16 protein-coding genes are annotated in these 17,963 nt (G+C 68.1%); 10 read left to right on the plus strand and 6 right to left on the minus strand.

Going from position 1 to position 17,963, the window contains the following annotated elements; all coding sequences use genetic code 11:
* Positions 1-13: 13 nt before the first annotated feature.
* Complete coding sequence (locus MPARV_RS0108560; RefSeq protein WP_031277876.1) at positions 14-1,282, plus strand: citrate synthase; 1,269 nt, start codon at positions 14-16, stop codon at positions 1,280-1,282.
* A gap of 29 nt (positions 1,283-1,311) precedes the next feature.
* Here MPARV_RS0108560 and deoD read toward each other — a convergent pair whose 3' ends face one another.
* Together deoD and MPARV_RS0108570 are read right to left on the minus strand one after the other, a co-directional pair.
* Positions 1,312-2,049, minus strand: coding sequence for a purine-nucleoside phosphorylase (deoD, locus tag MPARV_RS0108565; RefSeq protein ID WP_020377948.1), 738 nt, complete (start codon positions 2,047-2,049; stop codon positions 1,312-1,314).
* Positions 2,046-3,032, minus strand: coding sequence for an NAD(P)H-quinone oxidoreductase (locus MPARV_RS0108570; RefSeq protein ID WP_020377949.1), 987 nt, complete (start codon positions 3,030-3,032; stop codon positions 2,046-2,048). Before MPARV_RS0108570 ends, deoD begins: the two co-directional genes overlap by 4 nt.
* 503 nt (positions 3,033-3,535) lie before the next feature.
* Here MPARV_RS0108570 and MPARV_RS0108575 point away from each other — a divergent pair.
* A complete protein-coding gene (locus tag MPARV_RS0108575) occupies positions 3,536-4,324 on the plus strand; it encodes a GNAT family N-acetyltransferase (RefSeq protein ID WP_020377950.1) in 789 nt (262 codons plus the stop codon).
* The gene (rlmN, locus tag MPARV_RS21135; RefSeq protein WP_012228860.1) at positions 4,321-5,487 is read left to right on the plus strand and encodes a dual-specificity RNA methyltransferase RlmN; all 1,167 of its coding nucleotides are present in this window, start codon (positions 4,321-4,323) and stop codon (positions 5,485-5,487) included. The genes MPARV_RS0108575 and rlmN overlap by 4 nt, the downstream gene beginning before the upstream one ends.
* Here rlmN and MPARV_RS0108585 read toward each other — a convergent pair.
* On the minus strand, positions 5,473-6,501 hold the full coding sequence (locus MPARV_RS0108585; RefSeq protein WP_081582189.1) for a nucleotidyltransferase family protein: 1,029 nt from the start codon (positions 6,499-6,501) through the stop codon (positions 5,473-5,475). The two genes, rlmN and MPARV_RS0108585, sit on opposite strands and share 15 nt — an antisense overlap.
* Here MPARV_RS0108585 and MPARV_RS0108590 point away from each other — a divergent pair.
* The 7 genes from MPARV_RS0108590 (at position 6,500) to MPARV_RS0108625 (ending at position 14,692) form a co-directional block, all read left to right on the plus strand.
* A complete protein-coding gene (locus tag MPARV_RS0108590) occupies positions 6,500-6,898 on the plus strand; it encodes a hypothetical protein (RefSeq protein ID WP_012228866.1) in 399 nt (132 codons plus the stop codon). The genes MPARV_RS0108585 and MPARV_RS0108590 overlap by 2 nt on opposite strands.
* Before the next feature lie 47 nt (positions 6,899-6,945).
* Positions 6,946-7,407 carry a MaoC family dehydratase gene (locus tag MPARV_RS0108595; protein ID WP_012228867.1) on the plus strand — a complete coding sequence of 154 codons (462 nt, stop codon included), beginning with the start codon at positions 6,946-6,948 and terminating at the stop codon, positions 7,405-7,407.
* A gap of 19 nt (positions 7,408-7,426) precedes the next feature.
* Positions 7,427-8,968, plus strand: a complete 1,542-nt coding sequence (locus tag MPARV_RS0108600) for an alpha/beta hydrolase (RefSeq protein ID WP_020377952.1) — start codon at positions 7,427-7,429, stop codon at positions 8,966-8,968.
* Between the two features lie 97 nt (positions 8,969-9,065).
* Positions 9,066-10,739, plus strand: coding sequence for an acyl-CoA synthetase (locus MPARV_RS0108605; protein WP_020377953.1), 1,674 nt, complete (start codon positions 9,066-9,068; stop codon positions 10,737-10,739).
* A 113-nt stretch (positions 10,740-10,852) separates the two neighbouring features.
* Positions 10,853-12,553 carry a sialidase family protein gene (locus tag MPARV_RS0108615; RefSeq protein ID WP_157789527.1) on the plus strand — a complete coding sequence of 567 codons (1,701 nt, stop codon included), beginning with the start codon at positions 10,853-10,855 and terminating at the stop codon, positions 12,551-12,553.
* An 80-nt stretch (positions 12,554-12,633) separates the two neighbouring features.
* On the plus strand, positions 12,634-13,383 hold the full coding sequence (locus MPARV_RS0108620) for a ubiquinone/menaquinone biosynthesis methyltransferase (protein ID WP_012228871.1): 750 nt from the start codon (positions 12,634-12,636) through the stop codon (positions 13,381-13,383).
* On the plus strand, positions 13,298-14,692 hold the full coding sequence (locus tag MPARV_RS0108625) for an isochorismate synthase (RefSeq protein ID WP_051011951.1): 1,395 nt from the start codon (positions 13,298-13,300) through the stop codon (positions 14,690-14,692). Before MPARV_RS0108620 ends, MPARV_RS0108625 begins: the two co-directional genes overlap by 86 nt.
* A gap of 10 nt (positions 14,693-14,702) precedes the next feature.
* Here MPARV_RS0108625 and MPARV_RS0108630 read toward each other — a convergent pair whose 3' ends face one another.
* The 3 genes from MPARV_RS0108630 to menD all read right to left on the minus strand — a co-directional run bounded on the left by MPARV_RS0108630 (position 14,703) and on the right by menD (position 17,961).
* Complete coding sequence (locus tag MPARV_RS0108630) at positions 14,703-14,885, minus strand: hypothetical protein (RefSeq protein WP_020377956.1); 183 nt, start codon at positions 14,883-14,885, stop codon at positions 14,703-14,705.
* Positions 14,882-15,901 carry an alpha/beta fold hydrolase gene (locus tag MPARV_RS0108635; RefSeq protein ID WP_020377957.1) on the minus strand — a complete coding sequence of 340 codons (1,020 nt, stop codon included), beginning with the start codon at positions 15,899-15,901 and terminating at the stop codon, positions 14,882-14,884. Before MPARV_RS0108635 ends, MPARV_RS0108630 begins: the two co-directional genes overlap by 4 nt.
* 158 nt (positions 15,902-16,059) lie before the next feature.
* Positions 16,060-17,961 (minus strand): 2-succinyl-5-enolpyruvyl-6-hydroxy-3-cyclohexene-1-carboxylic-acid synthase, encoded by a 1,902-nt coding sequence (gene menD, locus MPARV_RS0108640; RefSeq protein ID WP_020377958.1) that lies wholly within the window; start codon positions 17,959-17,961, stop codon positions 16,060-16,062.
* Positions 17,962-17,963: the final 2 nt, after the last annotated feature.

The raw sequence follows: 17,963 nt of genomic DNA on the forward strand, positions 1-17,963 counted from the left end.
CTACCATGAGCATGTGACCGAATCCATCACCATCACCGACAACCGCAGCGGCGAATCCGTCGAGATTCCCATCGATCAGGGCGGGGTGGACTCCAAACCCTGGAACCAGCTGATGCCCGGCGTCTGGTTTAACGATCCGTCGTTCGGCACCACCGCCGCCGCCGATTCGACCGTCACCGAACTGGACGGCGTCAACGGCATTCTGCGCTACCGGGGCTACCCGATCGAGCAGCTGGCCGAACGTTCGTCGTACCTCGAGGTGGCGTACCTGCTGGTCAACGGCGAGTTGCCCACCGCCGAAGAGTTCGAAACCTGGCGCTACGAGATCACCCATCACACGTTCATCCATGAGAACGTGCGCAAGAAGTTCCTCGAAGGCTTCCATCACGACGCCCACCCGATGGGCATCCTGGTGGCCACCATTGCGGCGCTGTCCACCTTCTATCCCGAGGCCAAGGACATCTTCGACCCCGAGGTGCGGCGCAAGCAGATCGTGCGCCTGATCGCCAAGATGCCCACCCTGGCCGCCGGCGCCTACCGATTCAGCCGGGGCATGCCCTTCGTCTACCCGGACAACTCCCTCGATTTCTCGGCCAACTTCCTGTCGATGCTGTTCAAGACCGCCGAGCCCCGCTACGACGCCAACCCGGTGCTGGCCAAAGCGCTCGACGTGCTGTTCATCCTGCACGCCGACCACGAGCAAAACTGCTCAACCACCGCAATGCGCACCGTCGGCTCGGCCCACGCCGACCCCTACGTGGCCACGGCCGCTGCGGCCTCGGCGCTGTACGGACCCCGCCACGGCGGCGCCAACGAGGCGGTGCTGCACATGCTGGAACGCATCGGCTCCATCGACAACGTGCCCGCCTTCATCGACCGGGTCAAGGCCGGCGAGGAGCGCCTGATGGGCTTCGGCCACCGGGTCTACAAGAACTTCGATCCCCGGGCCACGATCATCAAGAACACCGCCTACGAGGTGTTCGACGTCACCGGCAAGAGCCCGCTGTTGGATATTGCGCTCAAGCTGGAGGAGGTGGCGCTGGCCGACAACTACTTCGTCGACCGAAAGCTCTACCCCAACGTCGACTTCTACTCCGGCCTGATCTACCAGGCGATGGGGTTTCCGATGGACATGTTCACCGTGCTGTTCGCCATCCCACGCGTGGCCGGTTGGCTGTCGCACTACACCGAGTTACTCGAGCAGGACCAGCGCATCATCCGCCCCCGCCAGATCTACGTCGGTGCGGGCGAGCGCGACTACGTGCCCTTCTCCATTCGCTGAGCCCCGGCGTCAGCCAAACGGCGACGGAGTCAGACGGTCACCGCATCGAGGGCAACCTCGGCCATTGCCGAGAAACCCACTTGGCGCTCCTGCGCGCTCAGGTGGGTGTCGCCGTTGAGATGGTCCGACACGGTGAGCAGTGCCGCTGCGGCCACACCTTCGCTCGCCGCCACACCAAACAGCCCGGCAGCCTCCATTTCCACGGCCAGGTGGCCACTGGCACGCAGGAGGTCGAGCTCCGAGGCCGGCTGGCCATAGAAGGTGTCGGAGGTGAACACCCGTCCGACGTGCGTGGTCGATGTCGACCCGCCTTCGGGGGAGGCGTTTGCAGGCGACGTCTCGGCGCGTTCCACCAGAGCCCGGGTGAGCGCAAAGTCGGGGGTGGCCGCAAAGTCGTGGCCCGCCACGAGGCGACGGTTGACGCTGGAATCGGTTGATGCGCCCGACACGACGATCAGGTCGCGCAGGCCCACCCTGTCGTCGATGGCGCCGCACGAACCGATGCGAACCAGGCGCGTCACTCCATAGTGGCGCGCCAGTTCGGTGGCGTAGATGTTCATCGAGGGCACGCCCATACCGGTGCCCATAACCGACACACGTCGGCCTCGCCAGCTGCCGGTGTAGCCCAGGATGCCCCGGACCTCGGTCACCTCCGAAGCGTCGCTGAGCAACTCGGTGGCGATCCACCGGGCACGCAGGGGATCACCCGGCAGCAGCACCGACGGAGCGAACGCGCCGTCGGGCGCCGAGATGTGCGGCGTGCTCACGCCCCAGGGCCGATGGTGATCAGCACCTTGCCCACGTTGGCGTTGGCCTCCATGTGTTCATGTGCGGCTGCAATGTCTTCAACCGCGAAGGTGGTGTCGATCACCGGTTTGAGCAGTCCGCCGTCGAACATGGGGAGAAGCTCGGTGGCCACCCGCTGTGTGAGCGTGGCCTTCTCCTCCGCCGGTCGGGATCGCAGCACCGTGCCGATGAGCGCCACCCGCTTCATCATGAGCGCACCCAGGTTGATGTCGCCGCTGCCGCCCCCCATGGTGCCCACCTGAATGATGCGGGCCCCGATCGCTGCGATCTTCAGGTTGGCGGCCAGCGTGTCGGCGCCGACCACGTCCAGTACGGTGTGGACGCCGACAGGGCCGGTGGCCTGCTTGGTGCGGGCGACCACATCTTCGTTGCGGTAGTCGATCACCAGATCGGCGCCCAGGGCCGAGCAGGCCTCCAGCTTGGTTTCCGACGCCGTAACGATCACCCGGGCACCGATGGCCTTGGCAATCTGGATGCCTGCCGTACCCACCCCGGAGGCCCCGGCGTGGATGAAGGCCCAACGGCCCGACGTCAGCCCGCCCTGCACGACCAACGCGTCGAATGCGGTGAGGAACGCCTCGGGGATCGCCGCCGCAGCGGGCAGCCCAACCGCGTCGGGCACCGCCATGACCTGGCGCTCGTCGACCGCGATCGCCTCGGCATAGGCCCCGCCACCGACGATGCCCATCACCCGATCGCCCACCGCAAGCTGGTGGACCCGCTTGCCCACCTCCCGCACGGTGCCTGCGTACTCCATGCCTGGAATCTCGTGATCCATCGACGGGCCGGGATACAGGCCCCGGCGCTGCAACAGGTCGGCCCGGTTGAGCGCGGTGGCGGCGATGTCCACCACCACTTCGGTGGGTCCGGGGGTCGGATCAGGCACCTCCCGAATGGTCAGAACCTCGGGGCCTCCGTACGACTTGAGCACAACAGCACGCATGTGGTCGATGCTACGGGAGGGGGCCGGAGGGAGGAGGGCCGGCACCGTCGTGGGCAGTTCCACCCATGGCGCCCTCTGCACCAAGGTTGAGCACAATGACCCAAAAAGAAACTGGAGCCCCCGGAGGGGCTCCAGTTGGCGAACCGGGTGGCGGGATCCCGATGTCGCCGCTTGGCCAGGCGGCGGGAGCCTGGCCGAAGCAGAAATGTAACGAACCCGTCGCCCGGTGTCCACCTTTCTACCGCGCCAAATCCACACCCACAGTGAGGAATGGACCGACCCTACCGACCACTCAGAGTGCATTTTGTGCCGTGACCGGCCATCTCAGTCCCTCTGCGAGCCATCCCCGCGGCCAACGCCCCACGACGTGGGGAAACACGCCTGTCCTGCGGTGAGACTTCTCAATTTTGGCCGGCGGCCTTGGCCACTCTTCGCGTCCAACGACCTAGTTATGACTTTGGTCACATGGGTCGTTCTCCCTACGTCGGACCTACCCTGATGGCATGGGTCCCATCACACGCACCGAAGAACGCACCGACTCCGGCCTGCGCGTCAGCTACCCGGCCATCGCCTGGGACCAACCCGAGCAGGCGGCCGGGGTGACGGCGGACCTGCGCGAACTGGCGAACGACGGCGGGGAGATCCAGTGGTGGATCGAGGCACCTCCAGAGGTCGTTGAACGGGTGGCGGCCAAGGCCGGATGGGTGAGGCTCCGCACCCTGGTACAGCTCCGTCGCCCGCTTCCCATGGAGGCGCCCCCTCCCATTCCCGGATTGCGCACCTTCGACCCCGATCGGGATGTGGATGCCTGGCTGGAACTCAACAACCAGGCGTTCTCGTGGCACCCCGAACAAGGCCACCAGAACCACGCCGGGATGGCTGCCACGTTGACCGCAGCGTGGGTCGACCTGGACGGGTTCTTCGTCGTCGATGCGGCGCAGTTCGAGGCGGCGACGATCCAAGATGGCACCCGACCACCCAACACCACCCACGCGCTGGCGGGCTTCTGTTGGACCAAGTTTCACCCGGCCACCTCCGCCACAGACGCCTCCGGCGCGGATGTGGCGCTCGGCGAGGTGTACGTCATCGCAACGGCTTCCTCCGCTCGGGGCCGGGGGCTGGGCCAGGCCCTGGTGCAGGCGGGCATGGACCATCAATACCGGGTTCGGGGCGCCGAGCAGGCCATGCTGTGGACCGAATCGGACAACACCAGAGCGCTCAAGCTGTACGAACGACTCGGCTACACGGTGCACCACACCAATGTCGCCTACGGGCCGGGGGCCGGCTCATGAGCCGTCGTGTGGTGGGTCCGATCGGGCCCTACGACGTCGACCGGGCCGGGATCGCCGCCTGGCTTTCGGGCGATGCAACCGCTGTGGGGCGCGGCCCTACGAAGGCGCCGTCCTACCGGGTGGACCAGGTTTGGGACGGGTTGTACACGCAGGGAACGCCGCCCGAAGCGTGGACCAACCTGCCGAAGTCGCTTCGGGCAGGGTTTGCCGAGACCTTCCCCTCCGGACTCACCGAGGTTCGTCGCAGCGTCGGTGACGGTGGGGACACCACCAAGTGGCTCTGGAGTCTTCACGACGGCGCCACCATCGAAACGGTCCTCATGATCTACGGAGACCGTGCCACCGTGTGCGTGTCCAGCCAGGCCGGATGTGCAATGGCGTGTGGGTTCTGCGCCACCGGTCAGGACGGCTTCACCCGGCACCTCACAGCGGGCGAGATCGTCGAGCAGGTGATGGTGGCCCGGCAGGCGTCGCCTCGGCGACTGTCCAACGTGGTGTTCATGGGCATGGGTGAACCGCTGGCGAACTATGGACCGACGGTGGCGGCTGTGCGACGCCTGCGTGACGAGGTCGGGCTGTCGGCACGCCACCTCACCGTGTCAACGGTTGGCATGGTGCCCGCCATCACCCGGCTGGCAGGTGAAGGCCTGCCGGTCAGCCTGGCCATCTCCGTGCACGCCGCCACCGACGAGTTGCGCAACGAGCTGGTGCCGATCAACCGGCGCCACAACCTGAAATCACTGGTTGACGCCGCCGTCGCATGGCGGGCAACCACCGGGCGACGGGTCAGCTTCGAGTGGGCGCTGATCGACGGCGTCAACGACACCCCCGAGCAGTTGGACGCCCTCATTACACTTGCGCGTCGTGCCCGGGCGCACGTCAACTTCATTCCGCTCAACCCGACGCCCGGATGGCCAACCACCGGCACGGCCCCGGCCGGGGTTCGCGCCGCACGCGATCGGCTCGACCGCGCCGGCATCACCGTGACCGTGCGCGACACCCGTGGCGACGACATCGACGCGGCCTGTGGGCAGCTCGCCTCTCGCAGCCGCGAGCAGGCCGAGACCGTTGCCACCTCGACACACACGCGCTCCAACCCCGACTCATCGAGCTCCGAAACAGCGGTTCAGGTGGCGCCGCCCACCCGTTCACCAGGGCGCTGACGGCACCGGCCGTACCAGGACCGTGCGTCCGTCCGACGTACGCACGGCTCCGTCCAGGCGCTCCCCCGGACCCACCCTGGCGCCGCTCCACAGCACGCTGCGCGTCACACCCTCGTGTGGCTCGACGGTGTCGCCCGGGTTCTCTCGGGCGATGTCACCTGCGCCGGTTGCGTCGACCTGACCGACCTCCACCGAAGTGGCGCCACCGAAGAGCGCCAGATTGGCCGCCAGGTACGACGCCGGAGTGCCGCAGTCCAACACCGGCGAATCCAACTGCACGCTTTGCAGGCGACCTTCGGCATGGGCGTCCCGCCAGAGGTGGCCAAATAGGCCCGACGGCGACCGTGGCAACGCCTCGATCGCACTCCACGGCGTGATCGAGGCGACGACGGGCACCCCGGGCCGGAACCCATCCCGGCCGCCATGGGCCACCAGCGGGCGCTCGCCGTCCCAGGCTGCGACCACGTCGGCCAGATCGGCGTCGAAGACGGAATCGGCGTTGACGGCCAGCACCGAGCGGCCGTCAAGGTGATGGGCCAGGTTGGCCAATGCCCCCGCCGTACCCAACGCGTCCGGACCCTCCACCGAGGCGACGACCTGGATCGTCGGCGACGGTGCCCCGGTGCCGGCAGGCATTCCGGAGACGTCGGGCGACCGAGCCGCGCCCACCAGCGAGCCGAGCGACCGAAGGCTCGAAACCACCGGCCGCTCGTGGCGCTGACCATGAAACGACCGCCAAAACTGCATCGTCGGCCCGCCGCCCGCCCGCTCGGTGTCGACCGCCCAGCTCAGGTACTCCAGCATGATCGCCGGGTGATGGTGCACGTTGACCACCACCTCCTCAACCACCCCCACCAGCGCATCGAGCGCCCACGACAGCATCGGGCGGCCACCGACCGGGCACAACACCTTGGGCCGCTCCAGGGTGAGCGGCATCAGCCGACTGCCGGCGCCGGCCGCCAGGCACACGCCGACCAGATCGGTTTGCGTCGCGCCTGGCACACTTACCCTCATGGAAGTACGTCGCTGGACCAATCGGTCACTCCCCCAAACACTTCAGATCGCCAACATTCTGCTCTATATCGACGCCTTCTTTCTGGTGATCGGCATCCTGGGCGGTCCCAAGGGGTTTGGTGGGATCGGGATGCTTCTGCTGGTCCTCTCCGTCGTTGCCTACCTCGTCGGCGGCCTCGGCCTCGCCAACGAGGAAAAACGCGGCTACATCCTCGCCGTGGTGGCATCGTTCAGCCCGTTCATCCTTCGGGCATACATCTCCTTCGCCGTCGAACGATTCGACCTGCTCTACATCATCGGTCTGCGCTCACCGCTCAACCTGCTCTTCGAGGCCGCCCTGGTGGCACTGTTGTTGCACTCCCAGTCGCAGCGATACGTCAGCACCTGGTTCAAGTAGCCGGCTCCGCTGCCGGCACGCCGGCGGCGCGTGGCAGACTCTCGCCCATGGCTACCGAAGTACATGGCATTGCAGGACTGAAGGAACTCGTCGGGCAGCACCTCGGCTATTCGGAGTACCTCGATATCACCCAGGAGCGCGTCAACACGTTTGCCGACGCCACCGGCGACCACCAGTGGATCCACGTCGACCCCGAGCGCGCCGCGAAGGAGAGCCCCTTCGGCGGACCGATCGCCCACGGCTATCTCACGCTGTCACTCGGCCCGGCGCTGATGCCCAGCATCATGACCGTCACCGGCATGAAGATGGGCGTCAACTACGGAGCGGGCAAGATTCGCTTTCCCTCGCCGGTGCCGGTCGGTTCCAGGTTGCGCCTCGGCGCCAAGCTGGACTCGCTGGAGGACCTGCCCAACAACGGCGCCCAGGTCACGATGACGTTCACCTTCGAGGTGGAGGACGCGCCAAAGCCCAGCTGCGTGGCCGAGATCATCTTCCGTTACTACGAGTGACCCAATCCACTCGATCTCGGTGATCACGGCCAACGGCGCTCGACCCACTCGGCTGCCGACCACCATGGTGCTGCTTGCTGCGCTCCTCTTTGGCGGCTGCTCCACCGGTCTGGGAGGCGACGCGGCAGGCGGACGCAGCGACGGCGGTTCGGGTGAGGCATCCGGCACGACGGTGCTGTCGCCGAGACCCTCCGGCCCCACCACCACGGTGTTGGTCGAGGACGACCCGCTCGGCGGCTACGCCCCCGAACCTCTGTCCTGGAGCGACTGCGGCCAACTCCAGTGCGCCACCCTTGTGGTGCCGCTTGACTGGAGCAAACCGGAGGGCGACACCCTCAACCTGGCCGTTTCCCGTCGACCATCAAGCGGCAGATCACAGGGTTCGGTGTTGGTCAACCCCGGTGGGCCGGGCGGCTCCGGGGTGGAGACGGTGGAGTGGGTGTTTCAGGAGCCGGCATTTGACGAACTGAACGATCGGTTCGATGTTGTTGGATGGGACCCCCGCGGCACCAACTCCAGCGACTCGGTCAGCTGCGACGATTCGGTCGACGACTTCCGGGCACTCGACCCCTCACCCGACGACGCTGCCGAAACCAAGGCGCTCAACGACACCGCCCAACAGATCACCAACGATTGCGAGACGTCGTCGGCCGACCTGCTGCCTCATGTCTCCACCAGCGACTCGGTGAAGGACATGGATGCGCTCCGGCGAGCGCTCGGTGAAAACCAGATGACGTACTACGGCTTCAGCTACGGCACCGCGTTGGGATCGTTCTACGCCGACGAGTTCCCGGATCGGGTCCGAGCGATCGTGCTCGATGGCGTGGTCGACCCCGACGCCGATCTGGAAGAGTTCCTCACCGCCCAAACCCAGGGTTTCGAGGACGCGTTGGACGCCATCTTTGCATCGTGTGGATCGTCATGCCCCAAAGGCGGCACAGCCAAGTTGTACGACAGGTTGGCCAAGCGGGTGGAGTCCGAACCGATCGGGTCGGGTGACCTCACCCTGGGCCCGGCCGAACTGGCCACCGCCGCCATCTCCGCCACCTACTCGCCCGACGAGGGCCCGGCATTTGCAGAGGCCCTGACCGAGGCCGAAGACGGCGACCCGAGTGCGCTGTTGAACCTGGCCGACCGCTATTACGGAGGCGCTGAGTACACCCCGTACCTGGCGATCGAGTGCATCGACCAGGCTCACCCGGACGGCGACAAGGAGTGGGCCGAGTTCGTCGCCCGACTCGAGAAGGCCTCCCCCCGTCTTGGGGGCAGCATCGGCAACGAACTGCTGCCGTGCGCCAACTGGCCCGTGAAGCCGGTGGAACCCCGACCCTTTCCCAAGGCCGTCGCATCAAACCCGATCCTGGTGGTGGGCAACACCGGGGACGCAGCCACGCCGTTTGCCCAAGCCGAGGCGATGGCGCAGAACCTGGACAACGCGGTGCTTCTCACCCATGAGGGCACCGGACACACCAGTTACGGCAACCCCTGCGTGGACGAAATCACCGCTGCATACCTGGTTCACCTCGACGTGCCCGAGGACGGCACCGTCTGCCGCGACTGAGGGCTCGACCTACGCCGGGGTCGCCTCTCTTCGGCACGGAGCCCCTGCTCACCTAGGCTCGATCGCTCAACCGTCGCACCAGGGGGACCGCGTGCCCATGCCCAGCTTGCAGACCAACATCGCCGAGGTGTTCGAGTCGTTGGCCACTGCCATACCCGACCGAGAGTGCATCGTGTTTCGGGACCTCCGCCTCACCTACGCCCAGGTGCAGGATCGCTGCCATCAGTTGGCAAACGTCCTGACCGATGCAGGTTTGGGCGTCCAGACCGAACGTGGCGAACTGGCCAGCCACGAAATCGGCCAGGATGCCCTGGCGCTGTACCTCCACAACGGCAACGAATACCTGGAGGGCATGATCGGCGCCTACATGGCCCGCACCGCCCCCTTCAACGTCAACTACCGCTACGTGGCCGAGGAGTTGCTGTACCTGCTGAGGGACAGCGGCGCCCGGGCCATCATCTACCACTCGGCGTTCGCCCCCACACTGGCAGCGGTATTGCCGCAGCTCCCCCATCTGACGGTGCTGTTGCAGGTGGACGACGACTCGGGCAACGCGCTGTTGGACGGTGCCCGTTGGTATGAGGCGGCTTTGGCAGACGCATCGACCGACCTCGACCCGGCGCTTCGCGCCTCGTGGTCGCCGGACGACCTCTACATCCTCTACACCGGTGGCACCACCGGCATGCCCAAGGGCGTGATGTGGCGCCAGGCCGACATTTACGTCTCCTCGCTTGGCGGCAGGCCCTTCGGCGCACCCGAGGAATGGGAATCGGTTGACGCCCTCGTGGCGGCCGCAGCAGCCGCCAACCCCACCAAGACGGTGCCCGCACCGCCGTTCATGCACGGCGCGGCACACTGGGCGGCATTCACCGCCTTCTCCAATGGGGGAACCGTGGTGGTGACCGACGTGGTCGACCGCTTCGATGCGCCCTCGGTGGTCGACCTGCTCGCACGGGAGCAGGCCAACGTGCTGCTGCTGGTGGGCGACGCGTTTGCCCGCCCCCTGCTGGACGCCGTCGATGCCTCGGCTGCGAGCGGCAAACCCGCCGACCTGAGCGCGTTGTTCGTCCTCACATCCGGTGGTGCCATCCTGTCGGCGCCCATCAAGGAGCGTCTGTTGGAGTCGCTCCCAAACATCATGTTGATCGATGGGCTGGGAAGCTCCGAGACGGGCACCCAGGCCGGACAGGTTTCGAGCGCCGGCGGCGATGTTTCCACCGGGCGCTTCTCGCCCCACCCCGGCATGGTCGTGCTCAACGAGGACCTCACCCGGGTCCTCGAACCCGGCGACGACGAGATGGGATGGCTGGGACAGCGAAACCGAGTGCCGCTGGGCTATCTGGGCGACGAGGCCAAGACCGCCCGCACGTTCCCCGAACTGGACGGCGTCCGCTATGCGGTGCCGGGGGATCGCAGCCGCATCCTGGCCGACGGAACGCTCGAGCTGTACGGCCGCGATTCGGTGACGATCAACTCCGGCGGCGAGAAGATCTTCGCCGAGGAGGTGGAGCAGGCCATCTCCGCCCATCCGGGGGTCATCGACGTGGTGGTGTGCGGGCGACCCTCGGAGCGCTGGGGCAACGAGGTGGTCGCCATCGTCAAGCTGACCGAGGGCGCGTCGGCCACCGAGGACGAGTTGCTCACCGAGGCCGCCAAGCACGTGGCCCGATACAAGTTGCCCAAGGCGATCGTTTGGAGAGACGAGATCGTGCGCTCCCCCGCCGGCAAGGCCGACTACCGCTGGGCCAAAGCGCAGGCGACCGAGGGCTGAGCGCAGGCGACCGAGGGCTGAGCGCAGGCGACCGAGGGCTGAGCGCAGGCCACCCAAGCTGAGACGCAAGGGCCGATACGCTCACCGCACAGGTCAACCAGGAGATGAACTCGATGATCAATCCAGCGACGTGGCGCCGGACAGACGCTCCCCGTGGTGTCCGGCGCTTTGCCCTGGTCGGACCGGCCCTCGCCTTGCTGGCCTTGTTCGGGCAATCCGCTTCGGCAGCCGTCTGCGATACGACCGACGCGCCGCAACGAACCGGACCGGCCGTGCCGGCCCCCCGGGCCGAGGGTGCGGTCACCATCTTTCAGGGGGACACCGACGGGGTCGACACCTACCGCATTCCCGGCGCCGCCACCACGCCGACGGGCGCCATCGTGGTGGCGGCCGAGCAGCGGACGCTCTCCCCGCTGGACAGCGACCCGCACTCCCTCGTGTCGCGCCGGTCGACCGATGGCGGCCGAACCTGGGGTGCGAAGGCCGAGGTGGCGCCCGTGCTCACCGAAGGTGTCGGCTGCATCCCCTCCGACCCGGTGCTGTTGGCGCCCGCCACCGGTCCGACCGCCGGCGAGGTGCTGATCATCCACCACTGCCGGGAGGGCAGCGGCCTGAGGATCAGCCGCTCCAGCGACGACGGCGCAAGCTGGAGCCCGCCCGAACCGTTGGGTCTCGGCACCACTCCGCAGGTGCCGCAGTCGGTCATCGACCGGTTCCGGCCCGGACCCGGCCACGGCGTCGAACTCACCGTCGGCCCTTCGGCCGGACGCCTGGTGGCGGCTGCGGACACGTCGGCCGACGGCAAGGCGACGCTGGTGCTCGTCGTGTCCGACGACGGCGGCCGGTCCTGGCGGATCGGGGCCACCCTGATCTCCGATCCGGACTCCGGGCCGATCCCCGACGAGACCGCGATCGCCGAGCTGGCCGACGGCACGCTCGTGCTGTCATCGAGAAACGCGTCGAGCAAGGCCTCCGGCCGCATCTTCGCCCGGTCGAGCGACGGTGGTGCCTCCTTCGACCGGTGGCCATCCGGGCAGGCGCTCGAAGTCGACCCGTCCGTGACCGTGCCGGTCGTGCAGGGGTCGCTGCTGACCACCCCCGATGGCGACCGGGCCGTCTTCGCCTCGCCCTCGGATCCCACGTATCGACGCGGCCTGGCACTGTGGACCTCCACGACGGGCGCCGACTGGGCTCCCGGACCGCTGATCGTGCCCGGACCGGCCGCCTACAGCGACCTGGTGGCGGTCGACGATGACACCCTGGGTCTCGTCGTGGAGACGGGCGACCGAAACCCGTACGAGCGGATCGACTTCGTCCCGGTGCCCACCTCCCGTCTCGACGAGCCGCGCACCCCGCTGCCCAACGATTTTGACGTGGCCGGTGCGGTCGCCGGTCGGCTGGTGGTGGACGGCAAGCGGTTCTCCATCACGCGGTTCTGCCTGTTCTCCGACCGCGTCGAGCTCGATGGCGGCTACCTGACCGCAGACATCTCGGGTGGACTGGATGCGGTCAAGGTGCGGCTGCACCTGGACGACCGAGGCGATGGTCGACCACTGGACCTGGAGGGCACGGTCGCCCTGGACCTCACATCCGGCATCAGCTACCGGGGTACCCAGACCGACGACGAGGGGGTCGCCCACGAGCTCGACCTGGTGATGGTGAACTTCGAGCCCTGCGTCGAGCCTCCACCTGGCGAAACCGGCGTGTGCGACAACCCGACATCCGGCACCGACGGGGCCGACTCGTTGGCCGACGATCCGGCGGCCGGCCCCAGCGGCGCCGCCGAACCGCTGGCACCGCGTTTCACCGGCTGAACCGACCGGCCGGGCTTCGCCGGCGGACGGTCGCCACCCTCGCCTTCGGCAGTGTCCACACCACCCCGTAGCCTTCGCCCATGGCAACCCAGCGCGCAGCCGCCACCCGGCACGACTCCTCCGAGCTGATCCCCCGAAGCGATCAGCCCCTTCCCACCGGGCCCGACAAGGTGGTGGCGGTCAGGGCGATGTTTGACACCATCGCCCCCAACTACGACAAGGTGAACCGCATCATGACCGGGCGCCTCGATGTGCGCTGGCGGCGAACCACCGTCGATGCGCTGGGGTTGGCGCCCACCTCGTTGATCGCCGACCTGGCCGCGGGTACCGGCGACCTGGTGTACGAACTGGAACGTCACGGCATGTCGGCCGTCGGGGTGGACCTTTCCATGGGCATGCTGTCGGCGGCGCCGCGGCCGTTTCCCCGGGCGCAGGGCGACGCCCTGGCCCTACCGTTTCCCGACGGCTCGCTGGACGGGGTCACCTGCGGGTTCGCGCTGCGCAACTTCGAGTCGCTGCCGCCATTTTTTGAGGAACTGGCCCGGGTGCTGCGACCCGGCGGCCGCATCGGTCTGCTCGAAGTGGGCCAACCATCCAACCCGGTGTTGAAGTTTGGCTACGAGCAGTACTTCGGCCGGGTGGTGCCCCGAATCGGCGCCATGTTCTCCGACGCCCGCGCCTACGCCTACCTGCCCCGCTCGGTTGAGTACCTCCCGGAGCCCGACGAAACGTTGAGCCTCATCGGTGCTGCCGGATTCGACCGCGGCCATCACCGTCAACTGTCCGGCGGCATCGCTCAGCTGTTCACCGCCACCCGCCACCGTGGCTGACGGTCGCACCGAGGCCGACGAACTGCACGCCGTCACGACGCGGGCGGGCACCGGCGACGACCCCCTCGATCATCTTGCCGCTGGGGCGATGGCGTTTCGGTCCCCCAACCGCACGCTGGTGGCGCACGGGGTTGCCCGCAGGGTCGAACTGGGCCGGACCGGCGGTTGGGCCAACGACGTGGCCGCGATCAGCGAGGCTTTGGCCGCCATTGACCGCGAGGGGCGTGACGGCGAGCCGGCGTCTGGCCCGGTGGCCTTCTGTGCCCTCCCCTTCGACCGCCGTCGGACCGCCGCCGTCACCATCCCCCGACTCGTCCGTGGGCGAGACGTGCACGGGTCGTCCTGGGTCACCACGATCTCTCCGGCCAATCCCGCCGCCGGAACGACGCCTTCCCCGCCGTTCCCATCTGGCCGGTCCACGAACCACCTGGCGACCGACCCGACAGGGTCCGAGTTGGGCGGAGACACCGCGGCGATCAGCGGGCCGCCCCCCGAGTTGCGCCTGCGCGCATCGATCGGCGACGCAGAATGGATGGCCAAGGTTGACGAGCTGACCCGCCGCATGGCCGCCGGCCAACTTGAAAAGGCGGTGCTGTTCCGCGAGCTGCGACTCACGTCGGAGGCTCCGCTCGATCCGATCGCGCTGTATCGCCGCCTCCTCCCCACTGCGCCGGCCGGGTATGTGTTCTGTCTGGACGGCTTCGTCGGGGCCAGCCCCGAACTGCTGGTCAGCCGCATCGACGACACCGTGCGGGCCGAACCGATGGCAGGCACGCTGCCCCGCTCAGGCGACCCACAAACCGACCTGAGACGCGCCGGTGAACTGCTGCGCTCCGAAAAGCTGCGGCACGAGCATGCCGTCACCATCGAACGTGCCCACGATGCACTGCTGGGTTGGTGCAGTTACCTGGACGCCCAACCGGAACCACAGGTGGTAGAGGCAGGAGCGGTCCTCCATCTGGCCACACTGGTGGAGGGGCGGCTCAGCCACCCGGCCCCGACGGTGCTGGACCTGGTGGCTGCGCTGCATCCCACCCCCGCCGTGGGTGGCTGGCCAATCGCCGAGGCGCTGGAACTCATCGACGAGTTGGAGGGCCTGGACCGCGACCGGGTGGGCGGAGCGGTGGGCTGGGTTGACGCCGACGGGAACGGCGAGTTTGCCGTCGCCATTCGCTCGGCACTCCTCGACGGCACCACGGCCCGGCTGCTGGCCGGAGTTGGCATCGTGGCCGACAGCGACCCTGAGGCGGAGTTGGAGGAGACACGGGCCAAGTTCGCCGCAGTGTTGCCCCACCTCATCCGCCCGTAAGGCCCGGTCACTACTCCTTGGTGGCCACCGCGTTGGGGGTCACGTTCATCTTGGGCTCATAATCGGCCAGCTCCACAGTGCGACCCTCGCCGGAGTGCGCCGACCGCAACTCGGAGCGACAGCTGCCACATGGGCCGTAGAACTCCTCGTCCACCTCCACGTCGCAGCGGGGGCATCGAAAGCCGTCGATCATGACGCCTCGCTGGTTGGAACCGTTGGGTGGTCGACGGTCCCCCCGGCCGGACGTCGATCGGTGATCATGCCGTCGGCGTCGCGCCGCTGGTGGCCGGTCACCTGATCGGCACCGTCCCAGACGCCGCGGATGGTCTCCAACACGTCGGTCACCTCGGAAAACCCTCCGAAGTGGCCCTTGCCCGGCATGAGCATCAGACGGGAGTTGGGCACCGACTTGGCCAGGCGTCGGCCATGTACCAGCGGCACGATGTGGTCGGCATCGCCATGCCAGATCAGCACAGGGCCTTCGATGTTGCCCGGATCGAAACCCCAGGGGCGACCAAACAGCGTCAGGTCGTGAAAGGGGGCCCGCAGCGGACCGGTCTGGGTGATGTCGTGGAGGAACATCGCCATCACGTCGGGGCGCATCATCACCTCGAGGTCGGCTCGGCCGTTGAACTTGGCATAGGCGGTGTAGACCGCCGGGCTGTACTCGGCCACGCCCTCCAAACCAACCGACAACATGGCACCCACCGTGCGCCGCAGCGGGCTGAGCAGTGCCTGGGCCACGGTGGTCAGCTGGGTGTAGCTGAACACGGCGCCCCGCCCGATGCTGGGTGCCAGCCCGCCCAGCACCGCCGAGGTGACCACCCGGTCGGGCAACTCGTGGGCCACCGCCAGCGTGTAGGGGCCGCCGCCCGACAGCCCGGCGACGGCGAAGCGATCCAGACCCAGCCGGTCGGCGGCCGCGTCGATGTCGGCGGCGAAACCCTTGAGGGACCGGTAGCCGTGGTTGGTGGAGTTGCCCGTGCCCGGCCGCTCGACCGTGATCACCCGAAGCCCGTTTGATCGGCCGGTGGGGTTGACCCCGACCGGAACCTGATAGCGGCCGCCCGGGGTGCCGTGAAACCACAGCACCGGATCACCGTCGGGATCGCCGTACGAGGCCCAGCCAAGCCGACGCCCATCGGGCAACTTCACCGTGCCCTCGTCGTGGTGCGGGTCGGGTTGCGGTTCAAGCATGGATTCCGGCATTGGTTCCTCCCCTGCACTCCCAACCACGGAAGCGGCTTTCGCTGACTGGTTCCATCGTAGAAGCGTCCGGGCAATCATCCACAACGCCCGCTGACTTGGTCGCTGTCGCAGGCTCGGGCCTGGCACGACGACGCGGAACTCCGCAGCGCCGATACGGGTCAGGGGTCGATGCCCAAGGCCGCCTCGGCGGATGCCGCCAGTTTGCTCAGCAGACGCTGATGCTGGACCAGGTTGGTCTCACGGTTGGACACCACCCGACACAGCACCGTGCGGCGCCGCGGCGCCACCGAACCGCCGGTTGCAGCGGTCCCCTCAGACAAGCCCGCCGCCAAGCGCCGCTGGAGTTCGCCCGCCAGCTCTGACGGCCTCACGTCGGCAACCTCCAGGCCAAGCCCCGACGCTGCGGCAACCACGTCAACCCCGCTGGGGGTGCCCCACCAGCGCTCAAACTGGTCGTCCGGAAGCAGTTCATGCTGCGAGAGGAACGAGAAGATGCCACCACCTCCGTTGTCGATCACCACCACCGCCAGGTTGGATACCGCAGCCGCCGAGATCAACGACCCGACGTCGTGCAGCATGGCCAGGTCACCCACTACCGCCACGGTGGGTGCACCCGTGTGAGCGACCCCGACGGCCGTGGCGATCACCCCGTCGATGCCGTTTGCACCTCTGTTGGAGTGCACGGTGACCCCGGCCGGCACCTGCGGTCCGAACCACTCCAGGTCGCGCACCGGCATCGACGACGACACCACCAGGTGCCCACCGGCGGGCACGCCGTCGAGGGCGGCGGCCAACGCCGCCGACTCCACCACGTCGGGGCGTGCCCGGTACAGCTCCTCCGCCACCGCTTGGCTCACGCGGCGCCACCGATCGGTCCAGGCCGGTGGCGCCACCTTCAGCCTGTGACCGGCCGCTGAGCGATCCGGACCTTCGAACGTCACCCCGGCGCGCCGGTGATCGAGTGTCTCAACGAGACGTTCGATGAGCAGCGCCGGCTCGGCGTCCAGGCGCTCGGCCACCACCTGGTCGGGGTCGGGAAACCACCCGCCCGGATCGACCGCCACCTGCTCGGCAACCCCAGCCAACCACCGGTTGCCCACCTTCGAGGACACGAGCCCGCCCAGCCGAATAACGAGATCGGGCAGCAAGGACCGAGCCACCACCTCCGACCGAAGGATCGGGTCGAAGTTGGGAACAACCGCCAGGTGGTCGAGCCGCAGTCCCGACAGCGGGTCGGCCAACACCGGCCACCCCAACGACGCGGCACCATCGAGCATTCGCTGCCTCACGTCGGTCGGCGCGTCAGTGGGCACGGCACGCTCGCCGGCCATGACCACAACCCGTCGGCCCGAGCAGCGCTCCACCAGACGCTCCAGCACCGAGCGCTCCAGCGGCTCCTGCAGCGGGGCGGCGCGCATCGGGACCTGGTGATCCCCCACGTCGACATCGGTCGATGGGGGCAGATGCCCCACCGCACCCACCAGTGGCTCCCTGAACGCCAGGTTGAGGTGCACCGGCCCGGGGCGCAGTCCCGTGGCGGTGCGGAATGCCTCGTCGGCCAGCAGGCGCCAGCCACGGCTGCCGGCCTGCGTCGGTGGCCCGGGCTCCAGGTAGCTGCGCACCGAGGTGCCAAAGAGGTTTCGTTGATCGATCGTTTGCGGCGCACCGGTGCCCTGGAGTTCCGGGGGGCGGTCGGCGGTGCAGATCAACAGCGGCAACGCCGCCAGGTGCGCCTCCACCACCGCCGGGTGGTACTCCACCGCCGCCGTACCCGAGGTGCACATCAGCACGGCGGGCCTGCCGCCGGCTCGGGCGACGCCAACCGCCTGGAATGCGGCGCTGCGCTCATCGAGTACCAGGTGAGCCCGGAGCGCATCACCGGCGTCGGCTGCCTGCTGGTCGAGCACCCACTGCAAGCCAAGCACCAGCGGGGTGCTGCGCGACCCCGGGCTCACGATCACGTGACGGACCCCTCTGCGTCGCCACTGATCGATCAACGTGGCGGCAAAAGTGACCGCCACATCCGGATCATGCGGGACGGGCCCATCGTCGGATGACACCC

Origin of the sequence: Candidatus Microthrix parvicella Bio17-1, assembly GCF_000299415.1 — a bacterium.
In the GTDB taxonomy this organism is placed as follows: Bacteria; Actinomycetota; Acidimicrobiia; order Acidimicrobiales; family Microtrichaceae; genus Microthrix; species Microthrix parvicella.

Excerpts from the sequence above, each read along its gene's own strand:
- MPARV_RS0108630 (WP_020377956.1), bottom strand. The coding sequence starts at position 14,885 with ATGATCGACGGCTTTCGATGCCCCCGCTGCGACGTGGAGGTGGACGAG.
- MPARV_RS0108635 (WP_020377957.1), bottom strand. The coding sequence starts at position 15,901 with ATGCCGGAATCCATGCTTGAACCGCAACCCGACCCGCACCACGACGAG.
- MPARV_RS0108620 (WP_012228871.1), top strand. The coding sequence starts at position 12,634 with ATGGCAACCCAGCGCGCAGCCGCCACCCGGCACGACTCCTCCGAGCTG.
- MPARV_RS0108595 (WP_012228867.1), top strand. The coding sequence starts at position 6,946 with ATGGCTACCGAAGTACATGGCATTGCAGGACTGAAGGAACTCGTCGGG.
- rlmN (WP_012228860.1), top strand. The coding sequence starts at position 4,321 with ATGAGCCGTCGTGTGGTGGGTCCGATCGGGCCCTACGACGTCGACCGG.
- MPARV_RS0108570 (WP_020377949.1), bottom strand. The coding sequence starts at position 3,032 with ATGCGTGCTGTTGTGCTCAAGTCGTACGGAGGCCCCGAGGTTCTGACC.
- MPARV_RS0108575 (WP_020377950.1), top strand. The coding sequence starts at position 3,536 with ATGGGTCCCATCACACGCACCGAAGAACGCACCGACTCCGGCCTGCGC.
- MPARV_RS0108590 (WP_012228866.1), top strand. The coding sequence starts at position 6,500 with ATGGAAGTACGTCGCTGGACCAATCGGTCACTCCCCCAAACACTTCAG.
- MPARV_RS0108585 (WP_081582189.1), bottom strand. The coding sequence starts at position 6,501 with ATGAGGGTAAGTGTGCCAGGCGCGACGCAAACCGATCTGGTCGGCGTG.
- MPARV_RS0108615 (WP_157789527.1), top strand. The coding sequence starts at position 10,853 with ATGATCAATCCAGCGACGTGGCGCCGGACAGACGCTCCCCGTGGTGTC.
- MPARV_RS0108605 (WP_020377953.1), top strand. The coding sequence starts at position 9,066 with ATGCCCAGCTTGCAGACCAACATCGCCGAGGTGTTCGAGTCGTTGGCC.